This window comes from Oryzifoliimicrobium ureilyticum, from assembly GCF_037199735.1.
In the GTDB taxonomy this organism is placed as follows: Bacteria; Pseudomonadota; Alphaproteobacteria; order Rhizobiales; family Rhizobiaceae; genus Rhizobium; species Rhizobium ureilyticus.
In genome coordinates this window covers 83,107-95,688 of the sequence record NZ_JBBBVQ010000021.1, presented here as the reverse complement: position 1 = coordinate 95,688, position 12,582 = coordinate 83,107, and the positions used below count along the sequence as shown (strand labels likewise).

Sequence of the window (12,582 nt, the reverse complement as noted above, 5' to 3'; positions counted from 1 at the left end):
ACTCATTATACCACCCAAGCCATGGCGTTGGCTTTCAACGACTGCGCAGAGGGAGGTGCCTGACCATGATAATCCTGACCTACCGCATCGAAACGGCCGGCAGTGTCGAGGCCATGGCAGCCAAGATCGCCAGCGATCAATCGACCGGCACCTTCGTCGCCGTCCCCGGCGAGACGGAAGAATTGAAGGCGCGCGTTGCCGCGCGTGTCGTCGCCATCCGCCCGCTTGAGGATGTTCGCACGCCGACCTGGCCCGAGGCGCCAGTCGAGGCAGGTCCCTTCCACCGCGCCGACGTTGATATTGCATTCCCGATCGAGGCCATTGGAACCGATCTAGGGGCCTTAATGACCATCGCGATCGGCGGTGTCTTCTCCATCAAGGGGATGACGGGCATCAGGGTCGTCGACATGAAGCTGCCGGTCGAGTTCAAACATGCGCATCCCGGTCCGCAATTTGGCATTGAGGGCAGCAAACGGCTGACCGGTGTGGAAGGCCGGCCGATTATAGGAACAATCGTGAAACCGGCCCTTGGCTTGAGGCCGCATGAGACGGCTGAGCTTGTCGGCGAACTGGTGGAATCGGGCGTCGACTTCATCAAGGACGATGAGAAACTGATGAGCCCTGCCTACTCGCCGCTGAAAGACCGTATTGCGGCCATCATGCCCCGCATTCTCGATCATGAACAGAAAACCGGAAAAAAGGTGATGTACGCCTTTGGCATTTCACATGCCGATCCGGACGAAATGATGCGAAACCACGATCTGGTGCTTGAGGCTGGCGGCAATTGCGCGGTCATCAACATAAACTCTGTCGGGTTCGGCGGCATGAGTTTTCTGCGCAAGCGCTGCGGGCTCGTTTTGCACGCGCATCGCAACGGCTGGGATATATTGACGCGTGATCCAGGGGCTGGCTTCGATTTCAAGGTTTATCAGCAATTCTGGCGCTTGCTCGGCGTTGACCAGTTCCAGATCAATGGCATCAAAGTCAAATATTGGGAACCGGACGACAGTTTTGTCCGCTCGTTCGAGGCGCTGAGAGCGCCTCTGTTTGCTCCAGAGGATCGGCCCCTGCCGGTGGCCGGATCGGGCCAATGGGGCGGGCAGGCACCAGAGACATATCAGAGGACGGGCGGTACCACCGATCTTCTTTATCTGTGCGGTGGCGGCATCGTCAGTCATCCAGGCGGACCGGCAGCTGGCGTGCGGGCCGTCCAGCAGGCCTGGGAGGCCGCTGTTTCGAATATTCCGCTTGGCGTTTACGCGCAGGATCATCCTGAACTTGCTGCTTCTATTGCAAAATTCTCCGACGGCAAGGCGGCGTAACGGTCATGACCAATCTGCTTTTGAGCTATTACGGAGACGATTTCACGGGTTCGACCGACGTGATGGAGGCGCTGGCGTCGCGGGGTGTGTCGACCGTGCTCTTCCTGGGTATCCCGACGACGGACATGCGCCGAAGGTTCGCCGATTGCCGCGCCATGGGAATTGCAGGAACAAGCCGCAGCGAGACCCCCGGATGGATGGAGGCTAATCTAGGGCCCGCCTTCGAGTGGCTTCGGTCGCTTTCGGCTGATGTGACTCATTACAAGGTCTGCTCGACTTTCGATTCCAGTCCCGGCATCGGCAGCGTCGGGAGGGCGATCGAGATAGGCAGAGAGCTCTTTCAGCAGTCCTGCGTTCCCCTTGTCGTCGGCGCGCCGCAGTTGAAGCGCTACACTTGCTTCGGCAATCTCTTCGCGGCCTATCAGGGACATGTCTATCGCATCGATCGCCATCCGGTCATGAGCCGCCATCCGGTCACACCGATGGACGAAGCCGATCTTGTGCGCCATCTCTCCAAACAGACTGAGCTACCGATCGCGCTGGCCGATCTTGCCACGCTTGTTGCGCCTCGATCTTCTCAGGTCCTCGATAAACTTGTCGAGGAAGCATCCGTTCTCATGCTCGACGTGGATGGTCCGCAAACGCAGCATGCTGTCGGCCGCGAACTCTGGCGTCTTGTGCGAAAAGGCCAGCGCTTCGTGGTGGGATCGTCAGGCATCGAATATGCGCTGCTCGAGGCTTGGCGGGAGGAAGGCTTGCTTGGCGAGGCGGTAGAGTTTGCGCCGCCCGGAAAAGTGGAGCGCCTTGCGGTCGTTTCGGGCAGCGTTTCTCCCACCACCGAAAGACAGATCAGGGCAGCACTCAAAGACGGCTTCGATGGTATCGATCTTGATCCCGTTTCTCTTCTATCGGACCCTGAAGCTGAAATTCGGCAGGCTCTGGAGAGGGCGGAGCGCGTCCTTCGATCGGGACGAAGCGTCATCCTTCATACTGCGCTCGGTCCGAAGGCGGATCGAGGTGCAGACATTGATCATGTTGCCGGCGCTCGCCACCTGATCGGTCAATATCTTGGAGATATCCTCCGCAGGCTGGTGGAAAGCGAAGGATTGCCCCGCGCCGTAATTGCCGGTGGCGATACGTCAAGCCATGCTCTGAAGAAGCTTCATGTCGACGCTTTGACGACGCTTCTTCCCTTGCCGCAAACACCTGGGTCCCCGCTCTGCACAGCCCATGGCGCATATCCGCCTACAGATGGTCTGCAGATCGCCTTGAAGGGCGGCCAAGTCGGCGGCGACGATTATTTCTCCCAAATTCGCGACGGTCAAAGTCACAGGTAGAAGCAAAGTCAAGTGATGTAGTGATTGACTCATTATACCAGTTGGCTTAGCAATGCTTCGCGAGAGGTGTGAAAATGACAAAGATTGCTCTGTTTGGTGCCGGCGGTAAAATGGGCTACCGGCTTGCTAAAAATCTAAAGGGATCTCGTTTTGAGGTGCGGCATGTCGAGGTAAGCGACGCCGGAAAGGCGCGACTGAAAGACGAGCTCGGGCTCGACTGCGTTTCACCGCAGGAAGGCCTTGATGGCGCCGGTGTTGTCATCCTTGCTGTTCCAGATACGGCTATTGGCAAGGTTGCGGCAGGGATCGTCGATCAGCTGAAGCCCGGTACGATGGTCATTGCGCTTGATGCCGCTGCTCCGTTTGCCGGTCACCTTCCCGAGCGGTCCGACCTACATTATTTTGTGACCCATCCATGTCATCCGCCTATTTTCAATGATGAAACCGATATGCAGGCGAAAAAGGATCATTTCGGCGGTCTTTTTGCAAAACAGCATATCGTATCGGCTCTGATGCAGGGTCCAGAAGAGGCCTATGCTCTTGGCGAAGAGATCGCCGAGACGATTTGGGCGCCGGTCATGCGCTCGCATCGGGTGACCGTTGAGCAGATGGCTTTGCTGGAGCCGGGACTTTCCGAAACTGTCTGCGCCTCGTTGCTTGTTGTGATGAAGCAGGCGATGGACGAATGCGTTCGGCGCGGCGTGCCGCAAGAAGCGGCGCGAGATTTCCTCCTGGGCCACATGAACGTTCTGGGTGCTGTCATTTTTGGCGAGGTGCAGGGCGTGTTCTCCGATGCCTGCAACAAGGCCATCGAATTCGGTATTCCGGCCCTCATGCGCGATGACTGGAAAAAGGTATTCGAGCCGCAGGAAATCACCGACAGCATCAAGCGAATTACCTGACCTGCAGCGCGGGAAGGGCCATGCATTGGCCCCTATCTCGCCTGGAGGAGTTTCGGTTATGCCGTTGGGAGGAGTGAGGAATGGCCGTGTACCGTGGAGCGTTGATTGGCTGCGGATTTTTTGCTGTCAATCAGATGCATGCGTGGCGCGATGTGGCGGATGCCGAGATTGTCGCCATCTGCGATCGTGACCCGGAGCGCCTCAGTCTCGTTGGAGATCAGTTCGGCATCGGGAGGCGGTATCTTGATGCGGCGGAGCTGTTCAAGGATGGCGGATTTGACTTCGTCGATATCGCAACGACGGTCCAAAGCCATAGGCTCCTCGTCGAAATGGCGGCGTCGCATCGCGTTCCGGCTATTTGTCAAAAGCCCTTCGCTCCAAGCTTAGAAGATGCCAAGGCGATGGTCGCGGCATGCAGGTCCGCAGGTGTGCCATTGATGGTGCATGAGAATTTTCGCTGGCAAGCGCCGATACAGGCCGTCCGCCATGCGCTCGACAGCGGCGTTATTGGTGACGTTTTCTGGGGTCGGTTCTCTTTTCGCTCGGCATTCGATGTCTTCTCGGGCCAACCCTACCTCGCGGAAGGTAAGCGTTTCATCATTGAAGATCTCGGCATTCACACACTTGATATTGCCCGTTACATTCTCGGCGACGTCACAGCACTGATCGCCCGCACCAAGCGTGTAAACCCGCAGATCAAGGGCGAAGATGTGGCGACCATGCTGCTCGATCATGAAGGCGCGGTGACTTCAATTGTTGATGTCAGCTATGCGAGCAAACTTTCGAAGGAGCCATTCCCCGAAACGCTGATCGAGCTGGATGGAAGCAAAGGTAGCTTGCGCTTGCATCAGGGTTATCGGCTGGAGATTACCAACGATGCCGGAACGCGTGTCAGCGATGTGTCGCCGAAACTTCTGAGCTGGGCCTCGCGTCCCTGGCACAATATCCAAGAAAGCGTCTTCGCCATCCAAGCGCATTGGATAGAACGGCTGAAATCAGGACAGGAAACTTCGACGTCAGGGGCGGACAATTTGAAGACCTTTGCCTTGGTGGAAGCTGCCTATGAAAGCGCGCGAACCAAGCAGCCCGTCGAAATCGAAAGTCTACTGCGATGACCGACGATGTCTTTCTTTTATACGGAACGCGGGATCGGGAAGATCCCCCGGTTCGGCTGAAGGCTGGTCTTCTTGAGGTCGATCTAGTCGGTGGCAATTTGCGCAGCATCCATTATGACGGCGTCGAGGTCTTGCGTGCGATTGCCTATGTCGTTCGAGATCGGGACTGGGGAACATATAGCCCGACCATCGAAGATCTCGATATCGATCAGACGGACAAAGGCTTTGCCATCAAATATCGGGCAAACTGCAAAGGGCCCAACGAAACGTCGCTTATGTTTGCGGTCAGCATCACCGGCGGAAATGACGGGCTTGTGTTCGAGGCCGACGCCTCTTCGCCGACCGGCTTCGAGACCAACCGCTGCGGCTTCTGCATCCTTCACCCGATTACCGGCGTTGCGGGCCGCCCCGTTACCGTTGAACACACAGACGGTTCTACCGAGGAGACTAACCTTCCTGATCTGATCGAGCCGTGGCAACCCTTCATGGCAATGCGTGCGATCACGCATCCGGTCTGCGACGGCGTAGAGGCAGAGTGCAGGATGGAAGGAGATACCTTTGAGATGGAGGATCAGCGAAATTGGTCTGATGCCTCCTACAAAACCTATGTCCGGCCTTTGGCGCTTCCCTGGCCCTATCTCGTGCCGGCAAACGAGACGACCGGCCAGAAAGTCGTCTTGAAGATACGCGATACCCGCCCGCAAGCGGCAAGCGCCAAAGCAACAAAGAAGACCGCCATAGAAGTTACGCCTGGCACCAAGTCTGGGTTGTTTCCCAAGATCGGCGTAATCGTCCGCCCAGAAGACGCCTTTGATACCATCAAGAAATCCACGCTGCTTTCAGAACTCGCGCCGCAGGAATTGCTTTTTCATTTCGATCCTCTTGCCGGCCACACCGGAGAAGTCTTCAAAGATTTTTCCAAAATCGCGCAGTCATATCCGGTCGCCACAGCACTCGAAATCGCGCTGCCCTGTCAGAACGTCCCGCTGGACGAGTGCCGCGAGATCGCCTCTCAGATGCAGGCGGCAGGCTTCAAACCAGATGCCATCATGATATCGCCCGCGATCGACCGTCAGTCAACGCCGCCTGGCAGTGCGTGGCCCGACTGCCCGCCGCCTGAAGACATCTATGCGGCCGCGCATATTGCTTTCCCGGAGAGCCGGATCGGCGGCGGAATGCTGAGCTACTTTACGGAACTCAATCGCAAGCGCGTCCCGTCATCGCAGCTATCGTTCATCAGCCATTGCACCAACCCGATCGTGCATGCCGCCGACGACCTCAGCATCATGCAGACACTCGAAGCAATCCCCTTCATTACGCGGTCGACGCGCGCCATTTACGGCGACAAAGCCTATCGGATCGGACCGTCCACCATCGCCATGCGGCAAAATCCGTATGGCAGCCGAACGATGGACAACCCCGATAACCGCCGTATTGCGATGGCCAACCGCGATCCAAGACATAATGGAAAGTTCGGCAAAGCCTTCGCCATGGGCTACGCCATACGTATGCTCGATGCGGAGCTTGAATGCCTGACGCTCTCGGCTCTCACTGGGCCTTTTGGGCTTGTCGCCAAAGAGGGCGAGCCAACTGCGCCCGGGGGTTTAAGGCCAATATATTCGGCAATCAAGCTTTTGATCGAACTGGCAGGTACGGTTTGGCTTGAGGCAATATCGGCTTCGCCGACTGATGTTTTAGCGGCAATCGCTCAGCGAGAAAATCACTCTGCGCTCCATCTCGTGAATCTGACGCCATCCCAGCAAGATGTCGATTTATCGGCTTTTTCGGTCGCTAATTTTGAGAGCAAAGGTTTAAGGCGTCTCGATCCTTTCGAAATCCTGACGGTCCCGCTGACCGCTCAAAGCCGAGACCGAATCAGATAATCATCACCTCATTATACCAGTTGACAGATGTGCTGCTATTTGCACAATTATTTATAACATAGGAGGAGAAATATCATGCTGATGAGGAGGATGGCTCAGGTTGCGGCGGTCGCCGTGGCGGCGGCCGGTTTTGCTGCAACGACATTACGTGCGGAAACACTTACTTTTTGGACGCTGAACTACGACGCACCTTCGGCCAATCAGGCGCTCAAGAAGGTCATTACCGATTTTGAAAAGGCCAATCCCGGCGTCAAAGTCGATCTCGTGCAGAGGGCTGTCGACGAGCATAAGACGGCGCTGCGCGTGGCCGCAGGCTCCAACCGCGGCCCGGACATTTATTTCAGCTGGGCTGGACTGGGTCTTGGCGGGGAGTATGTGAAGGCAGGTCTTTCTCTCCCGCTCGACAAATACTACCAACAATACAAGTGGAAGGACGAGTTGCTGCCTTCGGCGGCGGCGTTCGGCGATCTTTATCCCGGCGGGATCCATGGCGTGCCGTTTACCTTCAAAGGCGAAGCTGTCTATTACAATAAGAAGCTTTTCGAGAAGGCAGGGATTAAAGAAGAGCCCAAGACCTATGAAGAGCTCCTCGCCGATGCCGAAAAGCTCAAGGCTGCCGGAATTCCGGCCTTCACCTTCGGCGGCTCCGTCAATTGGCACGTTATGCGTCTGATGGATGTGATCCTTGAGACCAAGTGCGGTGCGGAAAAGCACGATGCCTTGAAACAGATGAAAGCGGACTGGTCGACAGAACCCTGCGTCAATGACTCGTTTACAGAATTTGCAAAGTGGACGAAGGACTACACGCTCCAACCTTTCATGGGGATCGATAACAAGCAGTCGTTCCGTCTTTTTGTCGCCGGCCGCGCAGCGATGATGCTTGAGGGCGACTGGCTGGTTTCGCAGCTCGCCGATGCTGGAAAGCTTGACGATTACGGGATGTTCCCGTTCCCGACAAACACGAAGCGGCTTTATGGCTTTGCCGAATACAACTACGTCAGCACCAAGAGCAAAAACCCGGACCTTGCTGCGAAATTCCTCGATTATTTCATCTCGAAAGATACGCAGCAGGCCATTTTGGGACAGATCAGCTCGACCTCTGTGAACAAGAATGTCGAATATGCCAATCAACGTCCGCTCGATGCCAAGTGGTTGGATATCTTCAAGACCTACGACAAGATCTACATGAACGGCGATCAGGCCTTCCCGCTCGATGTCACGACGGAATATTTCCGGGTGATCAACGAAGTCGCGGGCGGAAATATGGAGCCGACCGCTGCTGGCAAACAGCTTCAGACGTTTATCAGCAACCGCCACTAACTGTTTGCCTCGCCCGTTTTCGCGCATAGCGCATACGGGCGAGGATCATCCTTGACGGCACAGATCTGCATGAACCGCAGAAGGAAGTCCTTCGTGCAACGCTATTTCCACAATACGCGCTTTCAGGCCCTTATTCTCTTGGGCCCGGCTATCATCATCTACGCCATTTTCGCGCTCTATCCGATGCTCGACGTCGTCATCCTGAGCTTCGAAAAATGGAACGGTCTTGATCCGCATCGCGACTTTGTAGGCCTTGCAAACTTCCAATATATCCTGACGAATGACCCTGTTTTCTGGATCGCTTTCAAGAATACCGTCATCTGGACGGTAATGTGTCTGATCTTTCCGCCCTCTCTGGGCCTGCTTTTGGCGCTTGGCCTCAATCAGAAAATCTTTGGGCGCAATGTCATGCGCGCCATTTTCTATCTGCCTGTGATCATCGCCCCGATTGCCGTGGCAACGATGTGGAAGTGGATGTACGACCCGTTCTTCGGCCTCTTCAACCAACTGCTTACGTCCTTCGGCCTGCCAGGCTGGATCCAGGACTGGCTTGGTGACCGAAATGTCGCGCTTTACTCGACCTTCATCGGCTATTTCTGGCAATCCGTTGGATTTTCGATGGTTCTGTTTCTGGCTGGCCTGCAGAACGTGTCGGCGACCTTGGTCGAGGCCGCGCGGATCGACGGCGCGGGACGCTGGGCAATCTTCAAGCATGTGACCTTTCCCGCTCTGCGGCCAACAATTACGATCGTTCTCGTCCTTTCGATCATTTCCTCTTTGAAGGCCTTCGATATCGTCTATGGCCTGACGGGAGGCGGACCTGCGCAGTCGACGCAGATGCTGGCGCTTTGGGCCTTTACGCAAGCCATGCAGATCTTCGACTTTGGAAGAGGCGCGGCAATCTCTGTCGTGCTCCTTCTCATCACCATGTGCATCGTCATTCCCTACCTTCGATGGAGCCAGCGACGCGAGGAGAGCGAGCAATGAGCACCGTTGTCCCGAAGGTCACCGCAAAGCCTGATCATACGTCAGACATTGTTGGTTCGCGGCGCGATCCGGTTCTGATCATCCTGTGGGTCGCCTTGATCATTCTTGCAGCGATCTGGCTCACTCCTTTTGCTTTCATCGTTCTGACGTCTCTCAAAACACAGGCCGATATCACCGGCTTTGGTCCTTTCTCGCTTCCGACGGAAATTGCAGTCGACAACTTTTCTGGCGCATGGAGCCGCGGAAATTTTGCCTCGTCATTCCTGAACAGCGTGATCATCAGCGTCATCAAGGTGCCATTGGGTCTTCTGCTCTCAGCCATGGCGGCCTATGCGCTGGCAAAGATGAAACTCCGGTTCGGCAAGCTGCTGCTGCTTGTCGTCGTGTTTGGAACGATGATCCCTTTCCAGGTGATGCTGGCTCCGATCTTCACGATGGTGAACTCCTTTGGATTGATCGATACCTATCCCGGGGTCATCCTGCCTTACATCGCCTTCGGTGTGCCTTATCAGGTTTTTATCTTGCACGGCTTCTTCAAGGCGATTCCTAAGGAACTTTCGGAGGCCGCTCTGATCGATGGCGCCAGCCATTTCACAGTGTTCCGGCGCATCTTCCTTCCGGTCTGCCTCCCCGTTCTCGCGGCACTGTTCATTCTCGACTTCGTGTCGACATGGAATGAATTTGCGATGGCGCTGGTGCTTTTGCAGGATCAGACCATGTGGACATTGCCGCTAGGGTTGATGTCGTTCCAGGGGCAGTTTTCCAGCGACTATGGGCAGCTTAATGCAGCGATCGTCATGACGGTCATGCCCGCTACCCTCGTTTACCTTATATTTCAGCGATACTTCGTCTCCGGTCTGACGTCCGGCGCGGTGAAGGGCTGATTTCCGATAATGCGAATGCAGGAGAACACGATGTCGGACGTTACGGTTGAGAAGTGGGGGATGTTTGAGGCATCTTTTCAAGGACCTTCGACCGGAAATCCCTTCCTTGAGATCGCCTTCGACGCGATCTTCAAGCAGAAAAGCCGCGAGGTTCGGGTGCCCGGCTTTTACGATGGTGATGGGATCTACAAGATCCGGTTCATGCCCGACGAAGAAGGCGAGTGGCGTTTCATCACGCGTTCGGAGCAGGCCGAACTTGACGGCCAGACCGGTCAGCTGACTGTCGGTCCTGCAACGAAAAACAATCATGGGCCTGTTAAAGTCCGCAATCAGTTTCATTTCGGCTATGCGGATGGCTCACCCTATCTGCCCTTCGGCACGACCTGCTATGCCTGGACGCATCAGCCGCTTGCGATGCAGGCGCAAACGCTCGAGACCCTGAAGCAGACGCGTTTCAACAAGATCCGCATGGGGGTTTTCCCGAAAGATTACCCTTACAACACGAATGAGCCGCTCTATGCGTGCTTTTTGTCTGGTCCTGATGGAAAGGAAGATTTCGATCAGCCCAATCCACTGGCTTTCAGACATTTCGAAACACAGGTGGCGGCGCTTTGCGAGATCGGCATCGAGGCCGATATCATCATCTTCCATCCCTATGATCGATGGGGATATGCCGACATGTCGGCAGAGCAGGATTATCGCTATGTCGCTTATCTTGCCGCGCGGCTCTCGGCCTATAGAAATGTTTGGTGGTCTCTCGCCAATGAATACGACTTTCTCCTGAACACAAAGCCGCTGGCTCAGTGGGACCGATATTTCCACATTCTGGAGGAGAATGATCCCTACCAGCATTTGCGCTCGATCCATAACGGCGATGTTCGGATGAACTTCGATCACCGCAAGCCCTGGGTGACTCATACCTGCATCCAGAATTGGGATGTAAAGCGCACCCAGGAATGGCGCGACGACTATGGAAAGCCCGTCATCAATGACGAGCCGGAATACGAAGGCAATATCATCCAGTGCTGGGGCAACATCACTGCGCAAGAGCTGGTCCACCGCTATTGGATCACGCTGACCCGTGGAGGCTATGCAGGCCACGGTGAAACCTACTCTCATCCGGAAGATCTCATCTGGTGGGCGAAGGGTGGCAAACTGCGAGGCGAAGCATGGAAACGCATAGGCTTCCTTCGCGATCTTCTGGAAGAGGATGCAAACAGCGGATTTGAGCCGTTAGGGTCTGTTCACGACTGGCCATGGAGCCGCGTATCGGGCGCCAGAGACGGCGATGTCCGACTGATCTATTTTGGCGAGCATCAACCGATTGTTTGGTCTTCTGGTCTGCCCATGGATGGTGACCACTACGAGGTCGATATTATCGATACCTGGAACATGACAGTCACTCCCGCAAAGAAGGTAGAGGCTCCCGTCACGCATCCCACGCGGCATGGAGATATTGTGCGCGGTGGAAAGCCTGATGCGGCCTTCGGCATTGAGCTGCCTGGTAAGCCATATCTTGCTGTGCGCGTCCGACCAATGAAGCGCTAGCGTCTCGATTGATCGTAACCAAACCAGGATTGCACAGGCTATCGAGCGGCAAGGAACAAACCTTCATGTCTGAACTGACCATCAACAACGTCAAGAAATCCTTCGGTGCCGTCGATGTCATCAAAGGCGTTGACGTCGAAATTACCGATGGCGAGTTCGTCATTCTTGTGGGTCCGTCGGGTTGTGGAAAATCGACGCTGCTTCGGATGATCGCAGGGCTGGAAACCATTTCCGGCGGCGAGATCAGCATCGGCGGTCGGGTCGTCAATCATCTACCGCCAAAAGATCGCGATATTGCGATGGTCTTCCAAAACTATGCGCTTTACCCGCAAATGACAGTGGCGCAAAACATGGGCTTCGCGTTGGAGCTTGCAGGGGTCAAGCGGGCCGAGATCGAGCGGAAGGTCGGGGAGGCGGCCAGCATTCTTGGTCTGCAACCTTTGTTGAAGCGAAAGCCCGGTCAGCTTTCGGGCGGCCAAAGACAGCGCGTTGCCATGGGACGTGCCATCGTGCGCGATCCCAAGGTTTTCTTGTTCGATGAGCCTCTATCCAACCTGGATGCGAAGCTCCGCGTCAAAATGAGGGCGGAGATAAAGGCGCTTCATCAGCGTTTGAAATCGACCATTGTCTACGTCACCCATGACCAGATCGAGGCTATGACGATGGCGGACAAAATCGTCGTGCTGCAGGATGGAAAGGTCGAGCAGATCGGCTCTCCGCTTGAGCTTTACGACAGGCCGAGGAATATCTTCGTTGCCGGCTTCCTCGGTTCGCCAGCCATGAACTTCCTTGAGACAGCTCTTGTGAAAGAAGGAAGGACAGGTGTTCGTCTGTCGGATGGAAGCCATCTGGCTATGAACGCTCTGCCCGCCACCCAATTGAAGTCCGTTATCATAGGAGTTAGGCCCGAGGAGATCAGGCTCGATCCCGAAAACGGCATCGAAGGGATCGTAAAGGTGGTCGAGCCGACAGGCTCCGAGACTCTAATTTCTGTCGAGATTGCCGGGCAAGAGCTTACTTGGGTGGCGCGCGAGCGTATCGGGATCTCGCCTGAGGATCACGTGAAGCTATCTTTCAACATGGACAAGCTGCACTTCTTCGATCCGACGACGCAGCTGAGACTGTGACCTTTTGTCAGGCAAGTGCGAGATCGTAGAATTTCTACATATGGTATTGGTTCTGCTTAGTCACTTTCAAAACCTGTAACGGGACCTATCTCTAACATTGTCCTGGGCCTGATGAATGCAGCCATCGCATTCCATAGATAATAAAGCCCCCGGACCC

Annotated in this window: 10 protein-coding genes; all 10 read left to right on the top strand. The window is 55.6% G+C overall.

Annotated features, from left to right (window positions below):
* The first annotated feature begins 65 nt into the window (after nucleotides 1-65).
* The 10 genes from oiaX to VQ830_RS23260 all read left to right on the top strand — a co-directional run bounded on the left by oiaX (nucleotide 66) and on the right by VQ830_RS23260 (nucleotide 12,425).
* Nucleotides 66-1,322: a 3-oxo-isoapionate-4-phosphate decarboxylase OiaX gene (oiaX, locus tag VQ830_RS23305; protein WP_337270552.1), complete on the top strand. Its 1,257-nt coding sequence runs from the start codon at nucleotides 66-68 to the stop codon at nucleotides 1,320-1,322.
* Nucleotides 1,323-1,327: 5 nt separating this feature from the next.
* Nucleotides 1,328-2,659: a four-carbon acid sugar kinase family protein gene (locus tag VQ830_RS23300; protein WP_337270551.1), complete on the top strand. Its 1,332-nt coding sequence runs from the start codon at nucleotides 1,328-1,330 to the stop codon at nucleotides 2,657-2,659.
* A 74-nt stretch (nucleotides 2,660-2,733) separates the two neighbouring features.
* On the top strand, nucleotides 2,734-3,561 hold the full coding sequence (locus tag VQ830_RS23295; RefSeq protein ID WP_337270550.1) for a phosphogluconate dehydrogenase C-terminal domain-containing protein: 828 nt from the start codon (nucleotides 2,734-2,736) through the stop codon (nucleotides 3,559-3,561).
* Nucleotides 3,562-3,641: 80 nt separating this feature from the next.
* Entirely contained in the window at nucleotides 3,642-4,676 is a 1,035-nt protein-coding gene (locus VQ830_RS23290) for a Gfo/Idh/MocA family protein (RefSeq protein ID WP_337270549.1), read from the top strand.
* Nucleotides 4,673-6,559 (top strand): D-apionate lactonase, encoded by a 1,887-nt coding sequence (gene apnL, locus VQ830_RS23285; RefSeq protein WP_337270548.1) that lies wholly within the window; start codon nucleotides 4,673-4,675, stop codon nucleotides 6,557-6,559. The genes VQ830_RS23290 and apnL overlap by 4 nt, the downstream gene beginning before the upstream one ends.
* 90 nt (nucleotides 6,560-6,649) lie before the next feature.
* Nucleotides 6,650-7,879 (top strand): ABC transporter substrate-binding protein, encoded by a 1,230-nt coding sequence (locus VQ830_RS23280; protein ID WP_438618558.1) that lies wholly within the window; start codon nucleotides 6,650-6,652, stop codon nucleotides 7,877-7,879.
* Nucleotides 7,880-7,948: 69 nt separating this feature from the next.
* Nucleotides 7,949-8,866 (top strand): carbohydrate ABC transporter permease, encoded by a 918-nt coding sequence (locus VQ830_RS23275; protein ID WP_438618547.1) that lies wholly within the window; start codon nucleotides 7,949-7,951, stop codon nucleotides 8,864-8,866.
* Nucleotides 8,863-9,750: a carbohydrate ABC transporter permease gene (locus VQ830_RS23270; protein ID WP_337270546.1), complete on the top strand. Its 888-nt coding sequence runs from the start codon at nucleotides 8,863-8,865 to the stop codon at nucleotides 9,748-9,750. The genes VQ830_RS23275 and VQ830_RS23270 overlap by 4 nt, the downstream gene beginning before the upstream one ends.
* 30 nt (nucleotides 9,751-9,780) lie before the next feature.
* Nucleotides 9,781-11,298, top strand: a complete 1,518-nt coding sequence (locus VQ830_RS23265; RefSeq protein ID WP_337270545.1) for a DUF5060 domain-containing protein — start codon at nucleotides 9,781-9,783, stop codon at nucleotides 11,296-11,298.
* Nucleotides 11,299-11,363: 65 nt separating this feature from the next.
* Nucleotides 11,364-12,425 (top strand): ABC transporter ATP-binding protein, encoded by a 1,062-nt coding sequence (locus VQ830_RS23260; protein ID WP_337270544.1) that lies wholly within the window; start codon nucleotides 11,364-11,366, stop codon nucleotides 12,423-12,425.
* Nucleotides 12,426-12,582 lie beyond the last annotated feature (157 nt).